Source organism: Sphingomonas sp. PvP056 (genome assembly GCF_040549155.1).
Taxonomy (GTDB): domain Bacteria; phylum Pseudomonadota; class Alphaproteobacteria; order Sphingomonadales; family Sphingomonadaceae; genus Sphingomonas.
This window is the reverse complement of sequence record NZ_JBEPST010000004.1, coordinates 1-25,509: the sequence shown is the minus strand read 5'-3', so window position 1 is coordinate 25,509 and position 25,509 is coordinate 1. Positions and strand designations below refer to the sequence as shown.

24 protein-coding genes are annotated in these 25,509 nt (G+C 66.1%); 4 read left to right on the top strand and 20 right to left on the bottom strand.

Going from position 1 to position 25,509, the window contains the following annotated elements; translation table 11 throughout:
• Positions 1-23: 23 nt before the first annotated feature.
• From ABIC17_RS10710 to ABIC17_RS10700, 3 genes are read right to left on the bottom strand one after another with little or no spacing between them, the layout of a single operon-like run.
• Entirely contained in the window at positions 24-2,249 is a 2,226-nt protein-coding gene (locus tag ABIC17_RS10710; protein WP_354281729.1) for a xanthine dehydrogenase family protein molybdopterin-binding subunit, read from the bottom strand.
• Positions 2,246-3,220 carry an FAD binding domain-containing protein gene (locus ABIC17_RS10705; protein ID WP_354281728.1) on the bottom strand — a complete coding sequence of 325 codons (975 nt, stop codon included), beginning with the start codon at positions 3,218-3,220 and terminating at the stop codon, positions 2,246-2,248. Before ABIC17_RS10705 ends, ABIC17_RS10710 begins: the two co-directional genes overlap by 4 nt.
• A complete protein-coding gene (locus ABIC17_RS10700; protein WP_354281726.1) occupies positions 3,217-3,738 on the bottom strand; it encodes a 2Fe-2S iron-sulfur cluster-binding protein in 522 nt (173 codons plus the stop codon). Before ABIC17_RS10700 ends, ABIC17_RS10705 begins: the two co-directional genes overlap by 4 nt.
• 147 nt (positions 3,739-3,885) lie before the next feature.
• On the opposite strand from ABIC17_RS10700, the gene ABIC17_RS10695 reads away from it, so the two are divergent.
• Together ABIC17_RS10695 and ABIC17_RS10690 are read left to right on the top strand one after the other, a co-directional pair.
• Complete coding sequence (locus ABIC17_RS10695) at positions 3,886-4,908, top strand: glycerophosphodiester phosphodiesterase (RefSeq protein WP_354281724.1); 1,023 nt, start codon at positions 3,886-3,888, stop codon at positions 4,906-4,908.
• Positions 4,905-5,153, top strand: coding sequence for a hypothetical protein (locus ABIC17_RS10690; RefSeq protein WP_354281722.1), 249 nt, complete (start codon positions 4,905-4,907; stop codon positions 5,151-5,153). The genes ABIC17_RS10695 and ABIC17_RS10690 overlap by 4 nt, the downstream gene beginning before the upstream one ends.
• 39 nt (positions 5,154-5,192) lie before the next feature.
• Here ABIC17_RS10690 and ABIC17_RS10685 read toward each other — a convergent pair whose 3' ends face one another.
• Both ABIC17_RS10685 and ABIC17_RS10680 read right to left on the bottom strand, forming a co-directional pair.
• Positions 5,193-5,897, bottom strand: coding sequence for an alpha/beta fold hydrolase (locus tag ABIC17_RS10685; protein ID WP_354281721.1), 705 nt, complete (start codon positions 5,895-5,897; stop codon positions 5,193-5,195).
• Positions 5,894-6,556, bottom strand: a complete 663-nt coding sequence (locus ABIC17_RS10680; RefSeq protein WP_354281719.1) for a TIGR02117 family protein — start codon at positions 6,554-6,556, stop codon at positions 5,894-5,896. The genes ABIC17_RS10685 and ABIC17_RS10680 overlap by 4 nt, the downstream gene beginning before the upstream one ends.
• A 46-nt stretch (positions 6,557-6,602) precedes the next feature.
• Between ABIC17_RS10680 and phhA the strand changes: the two genes are divergently transcribed.
• Both phhA and ABIC17_RS10670 read left to right on the top strand, forming a co-directional pair.
• The gene (gene phhA, locus ABIC17_RS10675) at positions 6,603-7,469 is read left to right on the top strand and encodes a phenylalanine 4-monooxygenase (protein WP_354281717.1); all 867 of its coding nucleotides are present in this window, start codon (positions 6,603-6,605) and stop codon (positions 7,467-7,469) included.
• 21 nt (positions 7,470-7,490) lie between these two features.
• Positions 7,491-7,796 carry an EthD family reductase gene (locus tag ABIC17_RS10670; RefSeq protein ID WP_354281715.1) on the top strand — a complete coding sequence of 102 codons (306 nt, stop codon included), beginning with the start codon at positions 7,491-7,493 and terminating at the stop codon, positions 7,794-7,796.
• A gap of 8 nt (positions 7,797-7,804) precedes the next feature.
• Here the strand turns inward: ABIC17_RS10670 and ABIC17_RS10665 are convergent, their stop codons facing one another.
• The 15 genes from ABIC17_RS10665 to nusB form a co-directional block, all read right to left on the bottom strand.
• Complete coding sequence (locus ABIC17_RS10665) at positions 7,805-8,737, bottom strand: 50S ribosomal protein L11 methyltransferase (protein WP_354281713.1); 933 nt, start codon at positions 8,735-8,737, stop codon at positions 7,805-7,807.
• Between the two features lie 173 nt (positions 8,738-8,910).
• On the bottom strand, positions 8,911-10,119 hold the full coding sequence (locus ABIC17_RS10660) for an ABC transporter permease (protein ID WP_354281710.1): 1,209 nt from the start codon (positions 10,117-10,119) through the stop codon (positions 8,911-8,913).
• Positions 10,120-10,246: 127 nt separating this feature from the next.
• Positions 10,247-11,059 carry an ABC transporter ATP-binding protein gene (locus ABIC17_RS10655; RefSeq protein ID WP_354281708.1) on the bottom strand — a complete coding sequence of 271 codons (813 nt, stop codon included), beginning with the start codon at positions 11,057-11,059 and terminating at the stop codon, positions 10,247-10,249.
• A complete protein-coding gene (locus ABIC17_RS10650; protein ID WP_354281706.1) occupies positions 10,992-12,389 on the bottom strand; it encodes an efflux RND transporter periplasmic adaptor subunit in 1,398 nt (465 codons plus the stop codon). Before ABIC17_RS10650 ends, ABIC17_RS10655 begins: the two co-directional genes overlap by 68 nt.
• The gene (locus ABIC17_RS10645; protein WP_354281705.1) at positions 12,390-13,871 is read right to left on the bottom strand and encodes an efflux transporter outer membrane subunit; all 1,482 of its coding nucleotides are present in this window, start codon (positions 13,869-13,871) and stop codon (positions 12,390-12,392) included.
• 77 nt (positions 13,872-13,948) lie between these two features.
• Positions 13,949-16,117 carry an ATP-binding protein gene (locus ABIC17_RS10640; RefSeq protein ID WP_354281703.1) on the bottom strand — a complete coding sequence of 723 codons (2,169 nt, stop codon included), beginning with the start codon at positions 16,115-16,117 and terminating at the stop codon, positions 13,949-13,951.
• A gap of 55 nt (positions 16,118-16,172) precedes the next feature.
• Positions 16,173-16,535: a lysozyme inhibitor LprI family protein gene (locus ABIC17_RS10635; RefSeq protein WP_354281701.1), complete on the bottom strand. Its 363-nt coding sequence runs from the start codon at positions 16,533-16,535 to the stop codon at positions 16,173-16,175.
• Positions 16,526-17,659 carry a biotin synthase BioB gene (gene bioB, locus ABIC17_RS10630; protein WP_354281699.1) on the bottom strand — a complete coding sequence of 378 codons (1,134 nt, stop codon included), beginning with the start codon at positions 17,657-17,659 and terminating at the stop codon, positions 16,526-16,528. The genes ABIC17_RS10635 and bioB overlap by 10 nt, the downstream gene beginning before the upstream one ends.
• On the bottom strand, positions 17,656-19,998 hold the full coding sequence (scpA, locus tag ABIC17_RS10625; protein WP_354281697.1) for a methylmalonyl-CoA mutase: 2,343 nt from the start codon (positions 19,996-19,998) through the stop codon (positions 17,656-17,658). The genes bioB and scpA overlap by 4 nt, the downstream gene beginning before the upstream one ends.
• A complete protein-coding gene (locus ABIC17_RS10620) occupies positions 19,998-20,780 on the bottom strand; it encodes an enoyl-CoA hydratase-related protein (RefSeq protein ID WP_354281695.1) in 783 nt (260 codons plus the stop codon). Before ABIC17_RS10620 ends, scpA begins: the two co-directional genes overlap by 1 nt.
• Positions 20,781-20,902: 122 nt before the next feature.
• Positions 20,903-21,052: a hypothetical protein gene (locus ABIC17_RS10615; protein ID WP_354281694.1), complete on the bottom strand. Its 150-nt coding sequence runs from the start codon at positions 21,050-21,052 to the stop codon at positions 20,903-20,905.
• 50 nt (positions 21,053-21,102) lie between these two features.
• Positions 21,103-23,250, bottom strand: a complete 2,148-nt coding sequence (locus ABIC17_RS10610) for a sodium-translocating pyrophosphatase (protein ID WP_354281692.1) — start codon at positions 23,248-23,250, stop codon at positions 21,103-21,105.
• 107 nt (positions 23,251-23,357) lie between these two features.
• Positions 23,358-24,398, bottom strand: a complete 1,041-nt coding sequence (locus ABIC17_RS10605; RefSeq protein WP_354281690.1) for a thiamine-phosphate kinase — start codon at positions 24,396-24,398, stop codon at positions 23,358-23,360.
• Between the two features lie 188 nt (positions 24,399-24,586).
• Positions 24,587-24,763, bottom strand: a complete 177-nt coding sequence (locus tag ABIC17_RS10600) for a DUF4169 family protein (RefSeq protein WP_277970094.1) — start codon at positions 24,761-24,763, stop codon at positions 24,587-24,589.
• 2 nt (positions 24,764-24,765) lie between these two features.
• A complete protein-coding gene (nusB, locus tag ABIC17_RS10595) occupies positions 24,766-25,236 on the bottom strand; it encodes a transcription antitermination factor NusB (RefSeq protein WP_354281688.1) in 471 nt (156 codons plus the stop codon).
• Positions 25,237-25,509 lie beyond the last annotated feature (273 nt).

Below are 25,509 nucleotides of genomic sequence, written 5' to 3'. Positions count from 1 at the left end.
ATATTCCCCGCCAGGGCCTGCCCTTAGAGTGCGGGCAGGCCGTCCAACACCTTGTCGAGCGTAAATGGGTAATCGCGCACGCGAAAGCCAGTGGCGTTGTAAACGGCATTGGCGATCGCCGCACCTGCACCCGAGATCCCAAGCTCACCAATCCCCTTGGCGTGCATCGGATTTGCATGGATGTCGCGTTCCTCAAGGAACTCGACTTCCAGCTGCGGCACGTCCGCGTTCACCGGCAAGTGATATTCCGCGAGGTCGCGGTTCACCAGCTTCCCGTTGCGCGGATCGTGGATCAGATCCTCAGTCAGCGCGGTGCCGATCCCGAAGGTCATGCCGCCGAGGCACTGCGAGCGCGCGGTCTTCGCGTTGAGGATCCGCCCCGCCGCGAACACGCCGAGCATCCGGCGAACGCGGATTTCACCCGTCACGGCATTGACGCCGACTTCGGCGAAATGCGCGCCGTACGACGACTGGGTCGTTTCCTTTTCCTGCTTGCCTGGCTTGATCGACCCGACCGCGACGATCCCCTCGCCCGCCAGCTCGCCCAGCGGGACGCGACGGTTGTCGGCAATCGCGTGACCGTCCTTGAGCGTCAGCGCGTCGACGTCGACACCCATCGCCTTGGCTATCTTCTCGCGGATCGCTTCCGCCGCGAGATAGACCGACGTTCCGCTAGACCCTGCACCGAACGAACCGCCCGAACCCGCCGCAGTCGGGAAGTTGGTATCGCCCAGCTGGACCTCGACATGCTCCAGCGGAAGGCCGAGGACTTCGCCTGCGATCTGGCCGAGGATGGTGTAGGTTCCGGTGCCGATGTCGGTCATGTCGGTCTCGACCGTGGCATGACCCGTGGCCGACAGCGTCACGCGCGCTTCCGACGGCTGGAGCATGTTGGCACGCGCAGCCGCGGCCATGCCGATGCCGACGAGCCACTCGCCCTCACGGCGCGTGCCCGGCGTCGCATTGCGCTTGTCCCAGCCGAAACTGGCCGCACCGACGTCCATGCACCGCACCAGTTCGCGCGACGAATGGGGCACGTTCTTCTCGGGGTCCTGCGCGGGCTCGTTGATCCTGCGAAACTCGATCGGGTCGAGCCCGAGCTTCTCCGCCAGCTCGTCCATCGCGCCTTCCAGCGCGAGCATCCCGACCGCTTCGCCCGGCGCGCGCATCGACCCGGACACAAGCCAGTCGAGCCGGACGAGGTCATGGTTGATCTCGCGATTCTCGGCATCGTACATGAAGTGCGTCGCCTGGCCGGTCGGCTCGAAATAGTCGTCATCGGCGAGGTTCGAGGCGATCGTGTCGTGGCCGAGTGCGGTCAGCTTGCCGTCGGTGGTTGCCCCCAGACGAATCCGCTGCTCGGTGTTCGACCGGCGAACGGTCGCATCGAAGACTTGCTGACGCGCCATCACGCACTTGACCGGACGACCAAGGACACGCGCCGCCAAAGCCGCCGCGACCGATTCCGGTGCGATCCCGAGCTTCGACCCGAAACCACCGCCGACATAGCGCGCGACGATCCGGATCTTGGACTCACTCACGCCGAGCGCGGCGGAGAGCTGCTTCACATCCTGCCCGAGCAACTGGTACGACCCGTGGATCGTCAGATTCCCCCTGTCGTCCCACGATGCGATACTGGCATGCGGCTCCATCGCCGCGCTGTTCTGGCTCGGCGTGGTGAAGGTCGAGTCCACAGTGACGGCAGCGTCCGCCATCGCCTTCTCGAGGTCGCCCTGCGAGAAGTGCGCGGGGATATCGCCGTCGGCGGGCTTCTCCGCTTCCGACTTCAACGCTTCGAAGTCGAACCGGCCGTCATCGGCTTCGTCATATTCGACCACGACCTGCTGCGCCGCATCGCGCGCAGCCTCGAAGCTCTCGGCCAGCACGATCGCGACCAACTCGCCGAAATACTGTACCTTTTCGACGCCCTGCGGTGCTTTCGGCGCAAGCCCCTGCGCCGGGGTGGCGATGAACTTGTCCAGATCGGTCACGACATCGATCACGCCTGGCAGCGCCTTGGCCACGTCCGAATTGACGCCGGTCACCTTGCCCTTGCCGAACGGCGCACCGACCATCACGCCATAAGCGAGATTCTCGATCGCATACTCCGCCGCATAGGTCGCCGCGCCGGAAACCTTGAGCGGCCCTTCCTTGCGGTCGAGCGGCTTGCCGATGATCCCTTGCGTGCTCGTATCGAGCAGGCTGTCGGGCGCCGGCTTGTCCATCTTCAGAGCGTTGGTCGTACTCATGCGGAAACTCCCGTCAGCTCACGCAGGCTCGCAATCAGGGTGCGGCGCGTGAGCGGAATTTTGAAATCGTTCGTACCGTAGCCCTTGGCATCCTTGAGCAATGCATCCGCCGCCGCACCGAACACTGCATCCGACGGTGCCTGACCGACCAGCGCGGCCTCGACTGCGGGGTCACGCCACGGCATCGGACCGAGCCCGCCGAACGCCAGCGACGCCGATGCGATCTTGCCGTCCTCGACCGATACGATCCCGGCGACCGACACCAGCGCGAACGCATAGGATGCACGGTCACGGACCTTGCGGTAGATCTGTTCACCCTTGGGCGGCGCCGGCAATTCGACGTGCGTGATCAGTTCGCCCGCCTCGAGAACGTTCTCGATATGCGGCGTGTCGCCCGGGAGACGATAGAACTCGCCAATCGCGATGCGACGACGATCGCCGTCTGCTTTCAGCGTCACGATCGTCGCATCGAGCGCGCGCATAGCGACCGCCATGTCGCTCGGATGCGTGGCGATGCAATGCTCGCTAGTGCCGAGGATCGCGAGGATGCGGTTGACCCCGCCGATCGCCGAACAGCCCGTGCCCGGCTCGCGTTTGTTGCAGGCGGTCGCCTTGTCATAAAAATAATAGCAACGCGTCCGCTGGAGCAAATTGCCCCCGGTCGACGCCTTGTTGCGAAGCTGCCCCGATGCGCCCGCGAGCAATGCACGGCTCAGCACGGGATACCCCTCGATCACGCGCGGATCGGCGGCGAGATCGCTGTTGGGGACGAGCGCCCCGATCGTCAGACCGCCATCCTCGCGCTCCTCGATCTTCGCGAGATCGAGCCGACTGATGTCGACCAGCGATTCCGGCGTCTCGATCTGGAGCTTCATCAGGTCGAGCAGGTTGGTCCCGCCCGCAATGAAACGTCCACCCGCAGCGACCGCGGCTTCGGGGCTGTCCGCCCGGCTATACGCGAAGGTCTTCATGCGTCCGCTGCCTCTTTCTTGGCGGGCGCGAGGCCCGAAACTTCGGAGATTGCGTCGACGATGTTGGGATAGGCCGCGCAGCGGCAAAGGTTGCCACTCATCCGCTCGGAAATCTCGTCACCGCTGAGCGAGACGCTGTCGAGCTTGTCGGTGACGTGGCTGGGCCAGCCCTTCGACACTTCGTCGAGCATGCCGACCGCCGAGCAGATCTGCCCCGGCGTGCAGTAACCGCACTGATATCCGTCATGCTTGACGAACGCCGCCTGCATCGGATGCAGATTGTCCGCGCTGCCAAGCCCTTCGATCGTCAGAATGTCATCATCCTGATGCATGACCGCGAGCGTGAGACACGAATTGATCCGGCGCCCGTTCACCAGCACGGTGCACGCACCACACTGGCCGTGGTCGCAGCCCTTCTTGGTGCCGGTCAGGCCAACGTGTTCACGCAGCACGTCGAGCAGCGACGCGCGGATATCGGGTTCTACGGTACGGGTTTCGCCGTTGATGGTGAATTGCATGGGGCAGCGCCTCCTTTTCAGTACGGGTTAACGAACATGAATGATTTGGTTTCCGCAGATACACGCGGGTTTCGGCTTTATTCTCACCCCGTCCGACGCGGCGTGCGATGCCTTGCGGCACTGTCGCTGCTGGCGGCGGTTCCGGCAATGGCGCAAGGTGCGCCGATGCCCCCGAAACAATCCCAACCGCTCTCCCCGCCAATCGTCATCGCGCACCGTGGCGCAAGCGGGTTGCGTCCCGAACATACCATCGCCTCCTACACCCTCGCGATCGAGCAGGGGGCCGATTTCATCGAGCCCGATCTGGTCCTGACGAAGGACAATGTCTTCGTCGCGCGACACGAGAATGACATCACCGGCACGACCAACGTCGCGACCCATCCCGAATTCGCCGCACGCCGCACCACCAAGCTGATCGACGGCGAGAGCCATACCGGCTGGTTCACCGAGGATTTCACGCTCGCCGAGTTGAAGACCCTTCGCGCCATCGAGCGCCTGCCCAAATTGCGCCCCGACAACGCGAAATATGACGGCCAGTTCGAGGTGCCGACGCTTGCCGAGGTAATCGCGCTCGCCAAACGCCATTCGGTCGGCGGGCGGGTCGTCGGGATCTACCCGGAGACCAAGCATCCGAGCTATTTCGCGGGCATCGGGCATCCGATGGAAGCACTGCTCGTCGCGCAACTGAAGGCAGCGGGCTGGGACAAGCCGTCCGACCCGGTGTTCATCCAGTCGTTTGAGGTCGACAATCTCAAGCGGCTGCACGGCATGACCGGGCTACGACTGATCCAGTTGATGGATGCGCGTGGCGGTCCCGCCGACCACGCTACCCCGAGCTACGCCGCGATGATCACCCCCGCCGGCCTCAAGGCTGTCGCGGCTTATGCTTACGGCATCGGCCCGGGCCTCGCGATGATCGAGGACAGCGACGCCGTGCCAACCACATTGGTGGCGGACGCGCACGCCGTCGGGCTGCGGCTCCACCCCTGGACTTTCCGCGCGGAAAACGCGTTCCTGCCCAAAAGCTTGCAGGTCGGCACCGATCCCGCGACGCACGGACACGTCGACACCGCGATGCGACGCTATCTCGCGCTTGGCGTTGACGGTTTTTTCACCGACTTTCCGGGTATTGGGGTAGAAGTGCGTAACGCCCTGAAGGAAAAACGATGAAGTACCTCCCCCTGATCGCTGCCGCGATGCTGCCGCTCGTCGCGGGCGGCTGTGTCCGGACCGCTGCCAGCATCGTGACTTTCCCGGTCAAGGCCGCGGGCAAGACGATCGACTGGACCACGACCAGCCAGTCCGAATCCGACCGGAACTACGGCCGCAAGATGCGCAAGCAGGAAGAACGCGAAGGCCGCGAGCGCCGCAAGGCGCAACGCGAGTGCCGCGAGGACCGTCGTCGCGATTGCTGATCGATCCGCCTCCCTGACGGTCGGCCTTGCGCCGCACCGTCAGGCGGCTTGCGCAGCGCTGCTTTCACCCAGAACGCGCGCAACCGCGAGCAGGACTTCGGGGCGCACCTGCACCAGCACGTGACTGCTGCGCACCTCGATCGTCCGGCCGTTCGCATCGTGGCAGATCATGCCGTTGACGAACCCGTCGCTACGGCTCCAGATCGCGGTCGACGGCACGGGCAGCGGTTCCGCCACCAGCTTGCGTTGCGCCAGCACGCCGGGCGAATCGATCCGCTCGCCGGTCAGCAGCTGGAACGTCCGCCACACGTTGGTGGCAAGCGGTGATCCCGCAAAGGGCGAGCTGATCGTGATCACTTCCGCCACCGCGTCCGGCAGCCGGTGCGCGGCGTAGCGCGCCATGATCCCCCCGAGGCTGACGCCCACCAGCGTCACACGCTGCCCGGTTTCCGCATGCAGCGACCGGACTCGCTCGAGCAACAGCGCGCCCTCAAAACCGATCGCCCGAACCCCGAGGTTGCGTCCCAGGCCCCAGCCCTCGGCGCGATACCCGAGACGCCGCAAATAGCGCCGCAGCACGACCATAGACCTGTCGCTGTTGATCATCCCGGGCAACAACAGCACCGGCCGCCCGTCCCCGCGCGGGGCCGCGTCGAGCTTGCGCCGCGCGCCCAGCAGTGATGCGAGCCCGAAGGCGGCACGCGGCAGTTCCGCGGCCCACAACAGGCGCGATGGCGGCTTCATGCCGCGAACCAGTGGAGCACGGTCGCAGAGAACGGCGTCCACGCGCCGACCCGCACACCCGCAGCGCGCAAGCCGTCCCCGGTCCAGGCGTTGCACGTGTGGATCGCGTCATATCGACCCGTTGCTGCGTAAAAGGCGTCGTCCATCCCGTATCCCGTGCGGTGCCAGCCTCGCGGCGCGAAGCTTGCCCGGATGAACGCGGCCAACCGGCGATATTCTCCCGGGCGCAACAGAATAACGCGCGCGTCCGGCCCCGGCTTGGGCATCGCGATATGCTCGACGTGGAGGACGGTCTGTCCGCTGCCGAGCGCGGCCCAGAGCATCGTCATCGGGCGCACGTCCGCCCAGGTCGGCGTCTCGACGTAGAATTTCCGATCGCCCCACCCGATCGCGACATGATCATAGGCGGCATAGCGCGGATCGGCGAGGTCGCCCGCGGGCAGCAGGTTGCGCCAATCCACCCCGGCCGCGACCTTGGGCAGCACCAGTCCGGTGTGGACCCCGTTGCTCTCGATAATGACGGGAATGCCCTGCGCCGGGCGAACCGAGCCGGCATTGGACGGGATCAAACCGCCGACCACCCCCGCGACACCGTACGCCCCCAGCACAAGCAGCAGAAGAAAAAGGCCGATTCCGACCGAAAGACGCAACTGTCGCATTCGCTTCCTGTTTCAACCGCAACGATCGCTATGGTAGGGATGATGGATGACCGATGATACGCATGTTCTCGACGCTCCCCCCGCAGAGGCCAACGCCGACTGGACCATTCCGCAAAACTGGGACGCTTTTACGGCAGAGGAGCATCGCGTCTGGGATACCCTGTTCGAACGCCAGGCGAAATTGCTGCCGGGGCGTGCTTCGAACGCCTATCTACGCGGGCTGGATGTACTCAAGCTGTCCAAGCCCGGCATTCCCGATTTCGACGAATTGTCCGAACGGTTGATGCAATTGACCGGCTGGCAGGTCGTCGCGGTGCCAGGCCTGGTGCCGGACGACGTGTTCTTCGACCATATGGCGAACCGTCGCTTCGTCGCAGGCAATTTCATCCGCCGTGCGGACCAGCTCGATTATCTGCAGGAACCCGACGTCTTCCACGACGTGTTCGGGCACGTGCCGATGCTCGCCGACCCGGTGTTCGCAGATTATCTCGCGGCCTATGGGCGCGGAGGCCAGCGTGCACAGGGACTCGATGCGCTCAAATATCTCGGGCGGCTGTATTGGTACACGGTCGAATTCGGCCTGATCGCCGAACCTGAGGGGTTGCGCATCTATGGCGCAGGGATCGTATCGAGCTTCGCCGAGAGCCGCTTTGCGCTCGACGATCCGAGCCCCAACCGGATCGCGTTCGACCTGGAACGGGTGATGCGCACCGAATATCGGATCGATGATTTCCAGCAGAACTATTTCGTCATTCCGAGTTTCGAGGAACTGTTGCGCGTAACGGTCGAGACCGATTTCGCCCCATTGTATCGCACGCTGGCGACGCAGCCCGACGTGCCGGTCGCCGAAGTGCTGCCGGGCGACACGATGATCACGAACGGAACGCAGGCCTATGCGTTGGGCAAGCGTTAACCCATTCTCTAGGAACACCGCATGATCATCGTCAGCATCCTGTACGAAGCGTCCGACCATTTCGACGAAGACTATTACATGACCCAGCACATGCCGCTGGTGCGGGACCGCTGGTCCGGCGTGCTGAGCGAAACGCGGATCCTGAAGGGGATGACAGCGCCCGACGGGACGCCGCCGCTGTACGTCATCATCGCGGAACTGTCGTTCGCGACGATGACCGATGTCGATCAGGCGATGAACGGCCCGCACGCCGCCGAGATCTTCGGCGACGTCGCCAACTTCACCGACGCCAAGCCCAAGCAGTTGATCAGCCAGACGCTCGACTGATTGGTTCGCTACAGATCCAGCGCCCAGCCATCGCGCCCCTTGGGGTCGATCGGCTGGGTCGGGACATAGCGCACTGCCCCGGCGTGCAGGCGCAGGATCGTCCAGTCGCCACGCCGATCGGTCTCGGCAAGCGCACACCCGCAGCGTTCGAACGCTGCAACGACATCGGCACGTTGCGTGTCGAGCAACCCGGCGAGCACGATCGTCGCCCCCGGTGCCGCAATCGCGGCAATCTCGGGTGCCATCGAAACGAGCGGCCCCGCCAGAATGTTGGCGATCACCAGGTCATACGGCGCACGCGCCGTGATCCCGTCGTCCAGCGTCCCGTCCGCGACGATCAGGTCGACCCCGTCGACGCCGTTCAGCGTCGCATTCTCTTCCGTCACGATAATCGCGCGCGGGTCGATGTCGGTCGCGACGATCTCCGCCTGCGGCCATAGATGCCGTGCGGCGAAGGCCAGCAGCCCGGTGCCCGTCCCGATGTCGATCGCGCGCGTAAAGGACTGTTCCGCCATCCGGTCGAGCATCGCAAGGCACCCCGACGTGGTCGCATGGTGCCCCGTGCCGAACGCCTGCCCCGCCTCGATCAGGAACGCGCGGCCACCGGCGGGAACATCCGCCGGATGCGCGCTGGTGTGGACGACGAAGCGCCCCTCCGCGATCGGCTCGAGCCCTTGCTGACTGAGCGTTACCCAATCCTCCTCGGGCAAAGCCTCGATCTGCGGCGCGGAACCGGTGGCGCTGGGCACGAGCGCCTGGATTGCGGCGATCATCGCGGCGTCGGGTTCGTCCTCGAGATACGCGTCAAGCCGCCAATGCTCGCGGTCGTCCTCCTCGAGTTCGGTCGTCATCAGCACGACGCCGTCGGCGATATCCTCGGCGGCATCGATCGCCTCGGCTTCGGCGCGGGTGCAGGGGAGGCTCAATTTCCAGCTGGTCATGGACGTGTCCCTGCCCGCCTGAACACCGACGCGCAAGCGTCCTGCAAACCTGCTTCTCTTTGTGGCTTTGTGCCTTTGTGCGAGTCCATTCTGCCTTCTTCAGAAGAAGATTGGCCTCGCACAAAGCCACAAAGCCACGAAGGTAGAAGAGCGAGGGGTTGCGCTACGCGTCGTTATTCGTGGCGGAGCGCGTCGATTGGGTTGAGCGCGGCGGCGCGGCGGGCGGGGAAATAGCCGAAGACGACCCCGATTACCGCCGAAATGGCAAAGGCGATCATGTTGATCTGCGGATCGAACAGATAGTCGACCTTCATCACCCCCGTCAGCGACAACACCGCGATCTGCGCGACCACCAGCCCGATCAGTCCGCCCAGCATCGACAGCGCGATCGCCTCGACCAGGAATTGCAACAGCACCTCCCCCGCCACCGCGCCGATCGCAAGGCGGATACCGATCTCACGCGTGCGCTCGGTCACCGAGACGAGCATGATGTTCATGATCCCGATCCCGCCGACGACGAGACTGATCCCCGCCACCGCGGTGACGATCCCGGTCAGCAACGTCGTCGATTGCGTCAGCGTCGCCGAAATCTGCGCGGTATCGAAGATGTTGAAATCATCGTCCTTGCCCCCGGTGATGTTGCGCCGTTCGCGCAGCAAATCCTCGATCGCCGCCTGCACCGATCCGGTCGAGTACGCCTGGTCGACCCCGACCAGCATCAGCTTCAGGTCGGTCGACCCGGTGAAGCGGCGCTGCACCGCTTTTAGCGGCATGATCACGACATCGTCCTGATCCCCGCCGAACCCCGCCTGTCCGCGCGCCGACAGACGACCGATCACGTCGCACGAGATCCCGCCGATCCGCATCCGCGTGCCGAGCGGCGAGCCGCCGCGATACAGGTTCGTGTTGACGGTATTGCCGATGATGCAAACCGATTTGCCCGCGCCCTCTTCTGCTGGCGTGAACGTGCGGCCCTCGGTCAGTGGCCACGGCTGGACCTGGAAATAGGCGTTGGTCGTGCCGTTGAGCGTGGTCGACCAGTTCGCACCTTCGTAGATCGCGGTCGCGGTCGTGCCCGCCTGCGCGGCGACCGCAGTGACGCCCGCAATCTGGTCGCGGATCGCGACTGCGTCCGCGGGCTTGAAGTCGGGCGGCCGCGGCCCGCCGCCGCCGCGTCCGAACCCCTGACCGGGCCGGACCTGGAGGATATTGGTGCCGAGCGAGGAGATCGACTTCTGGACCGCAGCGGTCGTCGCCTTGCCGAGCGTGACCATCGTGACGACCGCGGCCACGCCAATGATGATCCCGAGCGTGGTGAGGAACGAGCGCAACTTGTGCCGCGCGATCGAGCGGAGTGCTAGCGAGAGCGTCGTACCGAACATTATCTCAGCCCCTCCCCTTCAGGGGAGGGGTTGGGGTGGGGCCGTGCAGCATTCCGACGCTGTGGTGAAGGCACGGCCCCACCCCCAACCCCTCCCCTGAAGGGGAGGGGCTTGTTTGTTGCGCGCGTCACGACACCACCTCGTCCTGCCGATGCTGCGTATCGATCCGCTCCACCAGCCCGTCCTTGAAATGCACGATCGTCCGCGCGAACGCAGCCATTTCAGGTTCGTGCGTCACCATGATCACCGTGATCCCGCTGTCGCGGTTCAACCCCGCGAGCAATTCCATGATCTCGACCGACCGCTCCGAATCCAGATTCCCCGTCGGTTCGTCGGCAAGCAGCACCGCAGGGCTGGTGACGATCGCGCGCGCAATCGCAACGCGCTGCTGTTGCCCACCCGATAGCTCGGCCGGCGTATGGTCCCACCAGTTCGCAAGGCCCACCTTGTCGAGCGCTGCCATCGCCGCCGCCCGCCGCGCAGCCTTCGCATCACCACGATACAGCAACGGCAGCTCGACATTCTCCAGCGCGGTGGTGCGCGCGAGCAGATTGAACCCTTGGAACACGAAACCCAGATACTTCCGCCGCAACAAGGCGCGCTGATCGCGGTCGAGCGTCTCGACATGGACGTTCTTGAACGCGAACGTCCCGCCGGTCGGCACGTCGAGGCAGCCGAGGATGTTCATCGTCGTCGACTTGCCCGATCCGCTCGCGCCCATCACCGCGACGAAGTCGCCCTGCGCGATATCGAGGTCGATCCCCTTGAGCGCGAGGAACGCGGTCGCACCGTCGCCGTACCGCTTGATGACGTTGCGCAGCGAGATGATCGGCGCGACCGCAGCCGCCTCCGATACCGCGGGCGAGGCGGGGTTACTGGCCACCGCCCTGCCCGCCCGACCGCCGCCGCTGGCCGCTTCCGCCGCCTGCGCCATTCGCATCCTTCGCAAGCTGCCCGGTAATCACCTTGTCGCCGGGCTTGAGTGCGCCGCCGAGAACCTCGGTCATCGATCCGTTGCTTTCGCCGGTGGTGATATCGACCGATTTGGGCGTCCCTTCGGCGGTCAGCACATAGACCGTCTGCGCGCCACCGCGCTTGACGGTCTCGCCCTTGCCGCTGTTCGCGCCGCCACGCCGACGCGGGCGGGGCACCAAGGCACCTGCGATCCCGCTGCTGCCGGTCGAAGCCCCAGTGTCGGTCGGCTTGAACCGCAGTGCGGCATTGGGGACGAGCAGAACGTTGGGCTTTGCGGTGGTCACGATGTCGGCGGTCGCGGTCATCCCCGGGCGCAGTTGCAGGTTCGCGTTTCCGACCGACAGCTTCGCGCTATAGGAAACGACCTGCCCCGCCGTCGTCGCGGTCGTGGTGGTCGATGTCGTCGATTGCGCACTCAGGTTCGATCCGAGATCGACCCGGGTGATCGTCGCTGGGAAGCTCTTGCCCGGGAAGGCGTCGACCGCAAAGCTCGCGGCCTGCCCTTCCTTGACCGACCCAACGTCCGCTTCGTCGATCGCGACCTCGAGCTTCATCCGGCTGAGATCCTCGGCAATGACGAACAGCGTCGGCGTGCTGAACGAGGCGGCGACGGTCTGTCCCGGCTCGATCTGGCGCGCGAGCACCACGCCGTTGACCGGCGACCGGATCACCGTCTTGACCAGCTGAGTCGCGTTCGACGACAGCGTCGCGCGCGCGGAGGCCACGTTCGCTTGTGCCGCGCGCACGTTGGCCACCGCGCGCGCGCGATCGGCCCGCGCCTGGTCGAGCTCGGTCTTGGCGGGAACCCGCCCGCCCGACAGCCGGCTGACTTCCTCGAAGCGCGTGAGCGTCGCGGACGATTGTGCGAGCGTCGCCTGATTCTGTGCGACCGTCGCGACCGCGTTATCGAGCGCCGCCTGGCTCTGGTTGACCGCATCCTGGAACCGCGACGGATCGACCAGCGCGAGCGGTTGGTTCTTGGTCACGCGGTCGTTGACGTCAACGACCACCTTTGTGACGAGGCCCGACAGCTCCGAGCCGACCTCAACCTGATTGGTCGGCGCCAGCTTGCCCGTTGCAGATACGCTGACCGACAACGCCCCGCGCTCGACCGCGGCGGTCGCATAGTCGGGCTTCTCCGCTCCGGCGAAACAGCTCTTGAGCGCGAGCAGCAACAGCACGACGCCGAGAGCGACAAGTACCCATTTCCCCCAGCGCTTCCACGCCGGAACGGGTTTGGTACCCAGAAAGGCATCGAGATCGCCGTTGGGCTGGGTCGGGGAGGTGCTGGCCATTTAGCGTTCCTGGCGGACGATGGGGTTCGACGCGGGTGCGGCGATGACGGCGGTCGGGTCGGCGCTGCTGTCCCACCCGCCGCCGAGCGCGAGGAACAATTGGACGAGCGCGGTGGCGCGGTCCGATTGCGCCTGGCTAAGCCCGTTGCGCGCGTTCAGCAGCGCGGTCTCGGTGGTGTTGAGCGTGAGGAAGTCGGTCAGTCCCGCGCGATACTGGCTGCGCGACAGGATCGCGCTGTTGTTGGCGGCGTCGAGCGCGATCGAGAATTGCTCGACCCGGCGCTTGGCCGAATCGAGCGCGACCACGGCGTTCTCAACATCCTCCAGACCCTGCAGGACGGTCGACTTGTACGCCGCGAACGCGCCCTCGGCGGCGGCTTCGCTGCTGCGCACCTGCGAGCGCAACCGTCCGCCGTTGAAGATCGCCTGCGTCAGCCCGCTGAACACCTGCCCCGCGATCGTCTGAAACAGATTGGTGATCTTGGAGGCGTCGGTCGACAGGCTGCCACTGATCGCGAACGCGGGATAAAGCTGCGCCTTGGCGACGCCGATCTGCGCGGTCGTCGCGGCAAGCGAGCGTTCGGCGGCGCGCACGTCGGGTCGCTGCCGCAAGGTGTCGATCGGAACGCCCACCCCCACGCTGTCCGGCCCGTTCGGGATCAGGCGCGGCGCGGCGAGTTCGGCTTTGAGCGCGCCGGGCGCCTGCCCCGTCAGCACGCCGATCCGCGACACCGCCGCATTGTAATTCTGTTCGATCGTCGGGATCGTCGCGGCGGTACTCGCCCGCTGCGACCGCGCCTGTTCGACATCGACCGACGACACCAGCCCGGCCTGAACGCGGAAGCCCGCGATCTCGAGATTATCGTCCTGCAGCCGCAGCGATTCCTGCGCATTGCCGAGCTGTGCCTGATACAGTCGCGCGAGCAGATAGTTGCGCGCCGCTTCCGCTTCGGTCGACAGCGCGATCGTCGCCAGATCATAGCCCGCGGTCTCATATTGTGCGCGGCTCGCCTCGACGGTGCGGCGGATCTCGCCGAACAGCCCGACCTGATATTGCACGTCCGCGCCGAGCGACAACGTATCGCCCGATCCGCGACCCGTGATGACGGTCGCGCCGCCGGGCAGCGTCGTGGTGCCGCCAAGGATGCTTTGCGACCGCGTATAGCCGCCCGACCCGTTGAGCGTCGGCAGCAGTTGCGCGCGCGACTGGACCAGCGATTCCCGCGCTTGCCGCAACCGCGCGACCGATTGCGCGATATCGAGGTTGTTGGCGCGCGCACGCTCGACCACGCTGGTCAGCAGCGGATCGTTGAACTGCGTCCACCACGCGGTCAGGTCCCCGCGCGCCTGCGCCGGCAAGGGCACAGAATAGACGTCGGGAACCCCGAGAGCAGTCGGCGACGCCGGATGGTAATCCGGGCCGACCGTGCAGGCCGCGATCGGCAACGTCAGGGAGAGCAGCAGGATCGGGCGGAGGCGCATTCGTCCTATGTGGCTAACACACCGCGCCCGGTCCACCGAATAGTTGTCGCAATATGTCGCGACGGAGTGTTCTGACGTTATTCCATTTCGAGGATGATCGCGTCGACCGCCAGACTGTCGCCCGTCTTGGCATTGACCGTCTTGACCGTCCCGGCCTTTTCGGCGCGCAGGATGTTCTCCATCTTCATCGCCTCGACCACGGCAAGTGGTTGTCCCGCCTCGACCTTGTCGCCGACCCCGACGTCCAGCCGCATCAGTAGGCCCGGCATCGGGCACAGCAGGAACTTCGACAGATCGGGCGGGATCTTCTCGATCAGATGCTGCGCATAGGGCGCGACATGCGCGGGCAATACGCGCGCTTCGTGACTAGCCCCGCGCGTAGTCAGCCGGAAACCGCCGCGCGTGCGGACGATCTTCACGCTCAGGTCGGCGTCGTCGATCTCGGCATGCACCATCCGGTCGCCGGGGGTGTATTCCAGCCCGATGTCCAGATCGTCGCCGTCAATGGTGACGCCGTCGGTCGAAATGTCGACGACATGCGTAGCGTCGCCGATCTTGACCGACCATTGTGCGGGCGGGCGCAGCCGCTTGCCGAGCTGGCCATCGATCCGGCGCGCACGATCTGCTTCGGCGGTCGCGGCGAAGGCGGCGATCGCGGACAGGTCGCGGATGAGGTCGTCCGACGCGGGCGCGCCGTGGAAGCCGTCGGGATATTCCTCGGCGATGAACCCTGTGGTGATGTTACCCGAGCGGAAACGCGGGTGCTGCATCAGCGCGGAGAGGAAGTCGATGTTGTTGCCGGGGCCGGTGATCTCGAACGCATCGAGCGCGGCGATCTGTTCGTCGATCGCTTCCTCGCGGGTCGGCGCCCAGGTGATCAGCTTGGCGATCATCGGGTCGTAGAAGATGCTGACCTCACCGCCTTCGCGCACGCCGTCGTCGACACGGACGTAAGCTGCTCCTTCTTGCCCCTCCCCTTCAGGGGAGGGTGCGGAGGCTGCTTCTTCTTGCCCCTCCCCTTCAGGGGAGGGGTAGGGGGTGGGGGCGGTCTCACCGAGCCCGACGTCGGTTGAGTCGGCTGCACGGCCCCACCCCAACCCCTCCCCCGAGGGGGAGGGGCTTAGATCGGTATAAGGCGTGCCCACACTCTCCGGCGGCTGATACCGCACCAGCCGCCCCGTGCTCGGCAAGAACCCGCGATACGGATCCTCCGCATAAACCCGGTTCTCGATCGCCCAGCCCTTGAGCGTCACGTCGTCCTGCCCGAACGGCAACGCCTCGCCCGCCGCCACGCGGATCATCAGCTCGACCAGATCCAGCCCGGTCACCGCCTCGGTCACCGGATGCTCGACCTGGAGCCGGGTATTCATCTCGAGGAAATAGAACCCCTCCCCCGTCGTATCCGCGCCCGACACGATCAGCTCGACCGTCCCCGCCGAATAATACCCGACCGCCCGCGCCAGGGCGACCGCCTGCTCGCCCATGGCTTTCCGCATCTTGGGCGTCACGAATGGCGACGGCGCTTCCTCGACCACCTTCTGGTGGCGGCGCTGGATCGAGCATTCACGCTCGCCGAGATAGACGATGTTGCCGTGCTGATCGCCCATCACCTGGATCTCGATGTGGCGCGGCGATTCGATGAATTTCTCGATGAACACGCGGTCATCGCCGAACGACGCCAGCCCCTCGCGCTTGGTCGCCTCGAAGCCCTCGCGGACGTCCTGCTCGGAATACGCCAAGCGCATCCCCTTGCCGCCGCCGCCCGCGCTGGCCTTCATCATCACCGGATAACCGATGTCGCTCGCGATCCGCACCGCCTCGTCGGTGTCCGCGATCTCGCCCAGGAACCCGGGGACGACGTTGACGCCCGCCGCCTTGGCCAATTTCTTGGACTCGATCTTGTCCCCCATCGCGGCGATCGCTTTCGGGGGAGGCCCGACGAACGCGATCCCCGCATCGGCACAGGCACGCGCGAAGCTCTCGCGTTCGGACAGGAAGCCGTAGCCCGGATGAATGCAGTCCGCGCCGGTCTCCTTGGCGGCGAGCAGGATCAGGTCGGCGAGCAGATAGCTCTCGCCCGCCGGCGGCGGCCCGAGCCGGACGCTCTCGTCCGCCATCAGCACATGCGGCGCGCGCGCGTCCGCGTCCGAATAGACCGCGACCGTCGCGATCCCCATCTTCTTGGCGGTCCGCATGACGCGGCAGGCAATTTCGCCGCGGTTCGCGACCAGAATTTTCTTGAACATCACTCGCCCTAAACTGTGCCGTCTCCCCGAACGGATGCCGGGTGCGGACTGATCGTTATTGGTACCAGATCATCGATTTGAGTTGCGCCGTGCGCGCGCGCGTCAGGCGTGTGCGGCACGCCGCCATCGTCATGCCCTGCGCGGAGCCGCCCGCATATTGCCCGCCCTCGATCACACACTGCGTATCGCGGAACTGAAGCCACGCGCGCTGGCTCGCGAGCAACGACGCCGCGAAGCCGAACCCGCCACCGCGCGACGTGTCCTGCCCGTCGCGGCGCTTCATATACGCATAGGTGCGCTTCCACTGCGCGGTCATCGCCGCATCCGCCTGCGCGTAGCTCGACCCGGCGGTGCGGTTCATGTCCGCCTGCGTCTGGACCGGCGCGGCAGTGGCGACCAGCAGCGCGATCAGCAGCATGTCTTCTCCTTCCGCATCGGTTCCTCGCCGACCATCGGGACCAGCCCGAGCTTGGCCAGCAGCGCGGCGTCCTTGTCGTCCCCGGCATTGCCCGTCGTCAGCAACTTGTCGCCGGTGAAGATCGAATTCGCGCCCGCCATGAAGCACAGCGCCTGCGTCGCATCGGACATGCTCTCGCGCCCCGCCGACAGCCGCACCATGGAGAGCGGCATGGTGATCCGCGCGACCGCGACGGTGCGGACGAACTCGATCTCGTCAATCGCGGCGAGCGGGGTATCCGCCAGCATGTTGCCGAGCACCGTGCCCTTGACCGGCACCAGCGCATTGACCGGCACGCTCTCCGGGTGACGCGGCAAGGTGGCGAGCGCATGGATGAAGCCGACGCGATCCCCGCGCGTCTCGCCCATCCCGACGATCCCGCCGCAGCACACGTTGATCCCCGCTTCGCGCACATGATCGAGCGTATCGAGCCGGTCCTGGAAAGTGCGCGTGGTGATGACTTCGGCGTATTTCTCCGGCGAAGTGTCGATGTTGTGGTTGTAATAATCGAGGCCCGCATCGGCGAGCTGCTGCGCCTGATGCGGCGCGAGCATGCCCAGCGTCATGCAGGTTTCCATCCCCATCTGGCGGACGCCCTGCACCATCTCGATGATCGCGGGCATGTCCTTGTCCTTGGGGTTGCGCCACGCCGCGCCCATACAGAAGCGCTGGCTCCCCGCGTCACGTGCCTGCGCCGCGGATTGCAGCACCGCGCGGACGTCCATCAGCTTGCTGGCTTTCAATTCGGTGTCGGCGCTGGCGGACTGGTTGCAGTATCCGCAATCCTCGGGGCAGCCGCCGGTCTTGATCGACAGCAGCGTGCACAGCTGCACCTGCCCCGCGGCATGATGCGCGCGGTGGGTGGTCTGCGCGCGGAACATCAGTTCGTCGAAGGGCAAGTCGAACAGCGCAGCAATGTCCTGGCGCGTCCAGTCGTTCCTGGTCTGCCCCTCCCCTTCAGGGGAGAGGATGGGGGTGGGGGACGTCTCACCGAGCCCGACGTCGGTTAAGTCCGCTGCACGGCCCCACCCCAACCCCTCCCCCGAGGGGGAGGGGCTTTGAACGGCGGTCAGTCCATCAGTCATTCCACATTTCCCTCAACCGGGGGCATATTATGCCCCAGCAATCGCAACACTTCGCCCGCCGCCTCGACCAGATTGGTCCCGGGCCCGAAAATCCCCTGCACGCCCGCGTCGCGCAACGTCTGATAATCCTGCGCGGGGATCACCCCGCCTGCGATCACCTTGATGTCGCCGCGCCCGGCGTCGCGCAGATGGCCGATCAGCTCGGGGATCAGCGTCTTGTGCCCCGCCGCGAGCGACGACGCGCCGACCACGTCGACATTGCGCGCAATCGCGAGCGCGGCGGCCTCGGCGGGCGTCTGGAACAACGGCCCCGGCACGACCTCGAACCCGAGATCGCCGAATGCCGACGACACGAGGTTCGCGCCGCGATCATGCCCGTCCTGCCCCATCTTGGCGACGAGCATCCGCGGGCGGCGGCCATTGCGCGTCTCGAGCGAGACGACGCCTTCCTTCAGCCCCTGCCACGCCGCGTCGAACTCGTGCGCGCCGCCGTAGATGCCTGAAACCGGCGTCGGCACGGTATCATACCGCCCGAACACATCCTCCATCGCGGAGGAGATCTCGCCAAGCGTCGCCCGTTGCCGCGCGCATTCGACCGCAAGCGCGAGAAGGTTCGACTCCATTCCTCCCCCAACGGGGGAGGTGGCAGCCGAAGGCTGACGGAGGGGTTCTGCCGCAAGCGCTGCGCCCGGATCGACCCCTCCACCGTTCGCTGAATGCTTACGGTCCCCCTCCCCGTTCCGGGGAGGATTTGCTCTCGCCCCCTCGCGCAAAGCATCCAGCGCCGCCTGACACTTCGCCTCATCCCGCCCGGCCTTCGATCGCGCAATCCGCGCGATCTGCGCTTCGCGCACCGCGACGTTGTCGACGTCGAGAATGTCGATCGGGTCCTGCTCGGAAAGTTTGTACTTGTTGACGCCGACGATCACGTCCTCGCCCTTGTCGACGCGCGCGGCACGCCCGGCAGACGCCTCTTCAATCATCGCCTTGGGCCAGCCCGCCGCGACCGCCTGCGCCATCCCGCCCTCGGCCTCGACGCGCTGGATGATCTCCCACGCCTTCTCAACGAGTTCCTCGGTCAGGCTCTCGATGTAATAGCTACCGCCGAGCGGATCGACGACCTTGGTCATCCCCGTCTCTTCCTGCAGCACGATCTGCGTGTTGCGCGCGATCCGCGCCGAGAAATCGGTCGGCAGCGCGATCGCCTCGTCGAGCGCGTTGGTGTGAAGACTTTGCGTCCCCCCCAGCATCGCCGCCATCGCCTCGACCGTGGTGCGGATCACGTTGTTATACGGGTCCTGCTCGGTGAGCGACACGCCAGACGTCTGGCAATGCGTGCGCAGCATCTTGGAGCGCTCGTCCTTCGCGCCGAGATCGGTCATCACGCGGTGCCACAGTTTCCGCGCCGCGCGCAGCTTGGCGATTTCCATGAAGAAGTTCATGCCGATCGCGAAGAAGAAGCTCAGCCGCCCTGCGAACGCATCGAGATCGAGCCCCGACGCCATCGCCGCCTTGGCGTACTCGCGCCCGTCCGCGATCGTGAACGCCAGCTCCTGGAGCTGCGTCGCCCCCGCTTCCTGCATATGATAGCCGGAAATCGAGATCGAATTGAACTTCGGCATGTGCGCCGACGTATACCCGATGATGTCCGAGATGATCCGCATGCTCGGTTCAGGCGGGTAGATATACGTGTTGCGGACCATGAACTCCTTGAGGATGTCGTTCTGGATGGTCCCGTCGAGCAGGTGCTGCGGCACCCCCTGCTCCTCGCCCGCGACGATGAAGAAGGCGAGGATCGGGATCACCGCGCCGTTCATCGTCATCGAGACCGACATCTTGTCGAGCGGAATCCCGTCGAACAGGATCTTCATGTCGTCGATCGTGTCGATCGCCACGCCCGCCTTGCCGACATCGCCGGTCACGCGCGGATGATCGCTATCGTAGCCACGATGCGTCGCCAGATCGAACGCGACCGACAGCCCCTTCTGCCCGGCGGCCAGGTTGCGACGGTAAAAGGCGTTGGACGCCTCGGCGGTCGAGAAGCCCGCGTACTGCCGGATCGTCCACGGCCGTCCCGCATACATCGAAGCGCGCACACCACGCGTGAACGGCGCGAAACCGGGGAGGCCGGGGTCGATGTCCGCCACGTCCGCCGCGGTGTAGAGCGGCTTGACGTCGATCCCTTCGGGCGTGTGCCAGGTCAGGTCCCTGCCCTTGACCTCCTTGGCCGCCGCCGCCGCCCAAGCGTCGAGCGTCGGGCGCGTGCTCGGCTCGGGAAGATCGCGTGGGGCCGGCGTGCTCCCGGCGTCCTCACCCGTATTCAGTTCAATCTCTGCCATCAGCGTCCTGTGAACTGTGGCTTTCGTTTCTGCAAGAAGGCCATGCCGCCTTCCATCGAATCCGCGGTACCCCGGACATGCCGCTGGTTTTCGGCCTCCTGGAGCATCGCCGCAGCGTAATCCGTCTCATAGGCATGGCGGATCTGGCGGCGGATCAGCCCCATTGCGACGGTCGGCCCGGCGGCGAGCCGTTCCGCCAATGCGATCGCTTCGGCATCGAGCGAGTCGTCCGTGGTGACCTTGTGGATCATCCCCCAATCGAGCGCCTTTTCAGCGGGAACGCGTTCGCCCAGCAGCATCATCTCGGTCGCACGCCCACGGCCGATCAGCCGCGGGAGCATCCACGATGCGCCGCCATCGGGAACCAGCCCGATGTTGACGAACGCCTGGAGGAAGTACGCGGTCTCGCTCGCCACGCAGAAATCGGCGGCGAGCGCGAGGCTGCACCCGATTCCCGCGGCAGGCCCGCGCACCGCGCTGACGACGGGGACGGACAGGTCGGCGATCGCGGCGATCGTCGGGTTATACGCTTCGGTCAGCGCCTTGAACGTGGCGTTGCCCGGGTCGTCGCTCCCGAGCGCGCCGCCGCCGACATCCGCGCCCGAGCAGAAGCCCCGCCCCGCCGCCGCGATCAGCACCGCGCGCGCGCCGTCCAGCGTGGCGAGCGCGGCGCGGAGGTCCTCGAACATCTGCGGCGGGGCTGCATTGAGCCGGTCCGGGCGGTTGAGCGTCACGATGAGGACATCACCGCGGCGTTCGGTCTGGATCATCGGGTCGGGCATCGGCTGGTCCTTGGAAACGTGCTGTGATTGGTAGCGCAAAGCGGGGGCAGGTTCCCCCCTATCGATTAGTTGAAGCAGGATTCCTGTCCCCCCTTCCGGCATTCTCGCGAAAGCAAAAGTTTTCAAAACCGTCCGTCATCCTGAACTTGTTTCAGGATCCAGCCCTCCGCGAGTTCGGACTTGGCCTGTTGCGCGGTGGATGCTGAAACAAGTTCAGCATGACGGCAGCTTGTGGGGCAAGGGGTCACGATCAAACCTTCGATTGCCTTCATTCAGCGGTCTCGCCTTCGCCTGAGGGCAGGCCGAACTACCCGCTCCCCCCTCACCCCGCCGCGAGCGCCGCTAGCAGCAGCAACGCCACGATGTTCGTAATCTTGATCATCGGATTCACCGCCGGCCCCGCGGTATCCTTGTACGGATCGCCCACCGTATCCCCCGTCACTGCCGCCTTGTGCGCCTCGGACCCCTTGCCGCCGTAATTGCCGTCCTCGATGAACTTCTTGGCATTGTCCCAAGCACCGCCCCCCGACGTCATCGAGATCGCAACGAACAGCCCGGAAACGATCACCCCGAGCAACATCGCGCCCAGCGCGGCAAACCCCTCGGCCTGCCCCGCGACGAAGGTGATTACGAAGTACACCAGGATCGGCGACAACACCGGGAGCAGCGACGGCACGATCATCTCGCGGATCGCCGCGCGCGTCACGAGATCGACCGTCCGCGCATAATTCGGGCGGCTGGTGCCGAGCATGATCCCCGGATTGTCGCGAAACTGCGCGCGGACTTCCTCCACGACAGCGCCCGCCGCGCGCCCGACCGCAGTCATCCCCATCGCGCCGAACAGATAGGGCAGCAACGCGCCGAGCAGCAGCCCGACGATGACATAGGGGTTGGAAAGCGCAAAATTGACCACGAGCGTCGGGAAATCGCGCGCCAGATCCGACGTATAGGCATTGAACAGCACCAGCGCCGCCAAAGCCGCCGAGCCGATCGCATAGCCCTTGGTCACCGCCTTGGTCGTGTTGCCGACCGCGTCCAATGCATCGGTACGATGCCGCACGTCATCGGGCAGCCCCGCCATCTCGGCGATCCCGCCCGCATTGTCGGTCACTGGGCCATAAGCGTCGAGCGCGACGACCATCCCCGCCTGCGCGAGCATCGCGGTCGCGGCAAACGCAATCCCAATCACCCCCGCCAATTGATACGCCGCGATCACCGCGACGACGATCACAAGCGTCGGCAAAGCGGTCGATTCGAGGCTGATCGCGAGCCCCTGGATCACGTTGGTGCCATGCCCCGTCTCGGACGCCTTGGCGATCGAGCGGACCGGGCGGAAGTTGGTGCCGGTGTAATATTCGGTGATCCACACCAGCAGGCCGGTCACCGCCAGCCCGATCATCATGCACCAGAACAATTGCATGCCGGTAAAGCTCGTCGCCGCCATCCCCGCGATTGCCTCGGGCGTCGCACCGTCGAGGAACGCATTGCCCCCGATCCGCGCGCCCATGTCGCCGAGCGTGTAACTGGTCGCGAAGTAAATCGCCGGGATCGACAGCCCGACGCTCAGCCAGAACCCCTTGTACAGCGCCCCCATGATCGTGCCCGACCCCAGCCGCACCGCATAGGTGCCGAGGATCGAGGTCAGGATGCACACCCCGCCGACGATCAGCGGCAGCGTCATCACACTCAGCAGATGATCCGCATTCTTGAGCGCGAGCGCGACCGAGATCATCGTCACGCCAATCGTGACGACATAGGTCTCGAACAGATCCGCCGCCATGCCGGCGCAGTCGCCGACATTGTCGCCGACATTGTCCGCGATCGTCGCGGGGTTGCGCGGATCGTCCTCGGGGATTCCCGCCTCGACCTTGCCGACCAGATCCGCGCCGACGTCCGCAGCCTTCGTAAAGATGCCGCCACCCAGCCGCGCGAAGATCGAGATGAGCGATGCGCCGAACGCCAGCGCGGTCAGCGCCTTGACCACGACGGGCGCACCCGCGTCGACACCGTTCGGCCCCGCGAGATACAGGAACGTCCCCGAGATCGACAGCAACCCGAGCCCCGCGACGAGCAATCCCGTCACCGCGCCCGAGCGGAACGCCATCGTCAGTCCACCCTGCAGCGAGGTCCGCGCCGCCTCGGCGGTCCGCACGTTCGCGCGGACCGAGATGTTCATCCCGACATAGCCCGCCACGCCCGACAGCACCGCGCCCAGCGCGAAGCTCAGCGCCGACACTGGCGTGCGCATCCCGTCGAGGAACACCCACACCAGCAGCAGGACGATGACGCCGACGATCGCGATCGTACGATATTGCCGCCCGAGATAGGCCTTCGCCCCCTCCTGGATCGCGGCGGCGATATCCTGCATCTTTTCATTGCCCGCGGGCGCGCGGAGGACCTGCTGGCTGGTGACCGCGCCGTAGGCGACGGCGATCAGGCCACAGATGATGGCGGCATAGACGATCGTCATGCTGTTCCTTTCCCTGAAGTCCGGCAAGGATCGCGACACGCGGTCTCGTCCCCGCTCTTGCGCATCATCCTACAGGTGGAGGATGGGTTGGCAAGCGCGCGAGACGCTTACCGGTTGTGCTGGAACCCGAGATTGCCGGGAAGCGGAACGGCTTCGCCCGCGTCGATCAGCGTCAGTCCGGTCCCCGCTGAAAACCAGCCGACGCGCGTCGCTGCACACGGCAAAGCAACGTCGGGCGCGGCAGCGAACAGGAGCTGGTAATCGTCCCCCGCGGTCGCCGCCGCGAGCCGCGCCGCGCGGTCATCCCCTGCGAAGGCGCGATAGGCGCCGGACAACGGAATGTCGGCAAGGTCGAGCGTGACCGACAGGCCGCTTGCCGCCGCCATCCGCTGCGCATCAATCAGCAAGCCGTCGGACACGTCCATCATCGCGCTGACGACGCTGGCCAGTGCACGCCCCTCGGCGAGGCGAGGCTGCGGGCGGCGGTACGCGGCGAGCAGTTCGGCGGGGCCTGTTTGCCCCTGCGCGATCTTCAATCCCGCGCCCGCGTCACCGATCGTGCCGGTAACGTAGAGCAAATCGCCCGCGCGTGCGCCGGTGCGGATCGGTGCCGTCGCGTTCGAGCCAATCGCGGTGAGGGTGATGACGCGCGGAGCGTGCGCAGGAAGCGACACGGTGTCGCCACCGAGCAGCGGGGCGCTAAAGGTGGTGAGCGTGTCCGCGAAGCCTTCGAGAAACGCGGCGTCCCAGCTTTCCCCATCCCCCCCTTCTTGCTTCCCCGGCGAAGGCCGGGGCCCAGTCGAAGTGGCCGAGGTAACGTCTGGCTGCCCTTCGCCATCACCGTTTCGCAACTGGGCCCCGGCCTTCGCCGGGGAAGCGAAGTAAGGGGAAGAAGACGCCCGCAAAGGATAGTTGAGCATCACCCCGACCGGCACAGCGCCCTTGGCAGCCAGATCCGACACATTGGTCGCCACCAGCTTCCACGCCACATCCCCCGCCGAATCGTCGGAAAGATAATGCACCCCCTCCACCAGCGTATCGGTGGTGAGCACCAGATCCCCCAGCCGCGCCGCATCGTCGCGCAGGTCGAGCGCACCGGGGTGGAGCGGGAGGCGGCGCAGCGCGGCGATAAATTCGGCTTCGGTCATGCGCTGGGGTCTAGCGGGAGTGGCAGCCCTGCAGGTACGAATTTTTCGGGGTAGTCGCGCCACGCCCCGCAATTAGGGTCTTCGCCACGCAGCGACCGAGACGGTCACGCTAGAACAGGAAGAAGGCGCCTGGCGCATCGTCGCGGTGGTCATCGACTAGCGGGGATTAACGCACCGCGCGCGAGGGCTCACTCCTCGCGCTTCGCTCCATCGAGCAACCGCGCCTGCCGCTCGGCCTCGACCGCCGCAGCGTCGCGCTCGGCCTTGGTCCGGCCGAACGCGGCGCGGTTGACGGCAGCACCTTCGGCGGCGGCATCGCGCGCGCGGGCCTTGCGGGCGCGGCGGAGGTTGATGACCTCCGCCATGCTCAGGCGCGCACGTCCTTGGCGATCGCGTCGAGCAGCCCGTTGACGAACCCCGACTCGCGCTTGTCGAAGAAGGCGTGCGCGACGTCGACATATTCGGTGATGACCGCACCGGTCGGCACGTCCGCGCGCGCCAGCAGTTCATAGGTGCCCGCGCGCAGGATCGCACGCATCGCCTTGTCGAGCCGCGCGAGGTTCCAACCCTTGGCGAGCTTACCCGCGATCGCGGTGTCGATCTCGGACAGCCGCGCGCTCGTGCCCTTTACCACGTCGTCGAAGAAATCGACTTCGGGCTCGGCATATTCGGCATCCTCGATCGTCGCGCCGAGGCGGTGGTTGTGGAATTCGTGGAGCAGCACCGGGATCGCGGTGGCTTCCATGTCGTGCTGGTACAGCGCCTGGACGGCGGCAAGGCGAGCGGCGGCGCGCGCCTTGGAGCGAGGGGCGGTGCGGGGGGTAAGGTGGGAAGACATTGCGCGGCCCTTAAGCGAAAAAGCCGCGGACGGGAAGCTGGGGTGATCCTTCTTAGCCCCTCCCCTTCAGGGGAGGGGTTGGGGTGGGGAAGTCCAGCAGAACTTTGCTCTCTGCGAGGCACGGGGCCCCCCCCCCCCCCCCCCCCCCACGGGGGGGGGGGGGGCCCCCCCCCCCCCCCCCCCCCCCAAAACCCCCAACCCCCCCCCCCCCCGGGGTTTTTAGAAAAACAAACCCCCCCCCCCCCCCCAACAAACCGAGAAGCCACCCCCCCC

Bases quoted from the DNA above. Each gene is read 5' to 3' on its own strand.
- ABIC17_RS10710 (WP_354281729.1), bottom strand. From the start codon at position 2,249: ATGAGTACGACCAACGCTCTGAAGATGGACAAGCCGGCGCCCGACAGC.
- ABIC17_RS10640 (WP_354281703.1), bottom strand. From the start codon at position 16,117: ATGTTCAAGAAAATTCTGGTCGCGAACCGCGGCGAAATTGCCTGCCGC.
- ABIC17_RS10605 (WP_354281690.1), bottom strand. From the start codon at position 24,398: ATGACCGAAGCCGAATTTATCGCCGCGCTGCGCCGCCTCCCGCTCCAC.
- ABIC17_RS10615 (WP_354281694.1), bottom strand. From the start codon at position 21,052: ATGAAGGCAATCGAAGGTTTGATCGTGACCCCTTGCCCCACAAGCTGC.
- ABIC17_RS10690 (WP_354281722.1), top strand. From the start codon at position 4,905: ATGAAGTACCTCCCCCTGATCGCTGCCGCGATGCTGCCGCTCGTCGCG.
- ABIC17_RS10645 (WP_354281705.1), bottom strand. From the start codon at position 13,871: ATGCGCCTCCGCCCGATCCTGCTGCTCTCCCTGACGTTGCCGATCGCG.
- ABIC17_RS10600 (WP_277970094.1), bottom strand. From the start codon at position 24,763: ATGGCGGAGGTCATCAACCTCCGCCGCGCCCGCAAGGCCCGCGCGCGC.
- phhA (WP_354281717.1), top strand. From the start codon at position 6,603: ATGACCGATGATACGCATGTTCTCGACGCTCCCCCCGCAGAGGCCAAC.
- ABIC17_RS10685 (WP_354281721.1), bottom strand. From the start codon at position 5,897: ATGAAGCCGCCATCGCGCCTGTTGTGGGCCGCGGAACTGCCGCGTGCC.
- scpA (WP_354281697.1), bottom strand. From the start codon at position 19,998: ATGGCAGAGATTGAACTGAATACGGGTGAGGACGCCGGGAGCACGCCG.
- ABIC17_RS10650 (WP_354281706.1), bottom strand. From the start codon at position 12,389: ATGGCCAGCACCTCCCCGACCCAGCCCAACGGCGATCTCGATGCCTTT.
- ABIC17_RS10660 (WP_354281710.1), bottom strand. From the start codon at position 10,119: ATGTTCGGTACGACGCTCTCGCTAGCACTCCGCTCGATCGCGCGGCAC.
- ABIC17_RS10665 (WP_354281713.1), bottom strand. From the start codon at position 8,737: ATGACCAGCTGGAAATTGAGCCTCCCCTGCACCCGCGCCGAAGCCGAG.
- ABIC17_RS10670 (WP_354281715.1), top strand. From the start codon at position 7,491: ATGATCATCGTCAGCATCCTGTACGAAGCGTCCGACCATTTCGACGAA.
- bioB (WP_354281699.1), bottom strand. From the start codon at position 17,659: ATGACTGATGGACTGACCGCCGTTCAAAGCCCCTCCCCCTCGGGGGAG.
- ABIC17_RS10700 (WP_354281726.1), bottom strand. From the start codon at position 3,738: ATGCAATTCACCATCAACGGCGAAACCCGTACCGTAGAACCCGATATC.
- ABIC17_RS10655 (WP_354281708.1), bottom strand. From the start codon at position 11,059: ATGCGAATGGCGCAGGCGGCGGAAGCGGCCAGCGGCGGCGGTCGGGCG.
- ABIC17_RS10705 (WP_354281728.1), bottom strand. From the start codon at position 3,220: ATGAAGACCTTCGCGTATAGCCGGGCGGACAGCCCCGAAGCCGCGGTC.
- nusB (WP_354281688.1), bottom strand. From the start codon at position 25,236: ATGTCTTCCCACCTTACCCCCCGCACCGCCCCTCGCTCCAAGGCGCGC.
- ABIC17_RS10635 (WP_354281701.1), bottom strand. From the start codon at position 16,535: ATGCTGCTGATCGCGCTGCTGGTCGCCACTGCCGCGCCGGTCCAGACG.
- ABIC17_RS10620 (WP_354281695.1), bottom strand. From the start codon at position 20,780: ATGCCCGACCCGATGATCCAGACCGAACGCCGCGGTGATGTCCTCATC.
- ABIC17_RS10610 (WP_354281692.1), bottom strand. From the start codon at position 23,250: ATGACGATCGTCTATGCCGCCATCATCTGTGGCCTGATCGCCGTCGCC.
- ABIC17_RS10680 (WP_354281719.1), bottom strand. From the start codon at position 6,556: ATGCGACAGTTGCGTCTTTCGGTCGGAATCGGCCTTTTTCTTCTGCTG.
- ABIC17_RS10695 (WP_354281724.1), top strand. From the start codon at position 3,886: ATGGCGCAAGGTGCGCCGATGCCCCCGAAACAATCCCAACCGCTCTCC.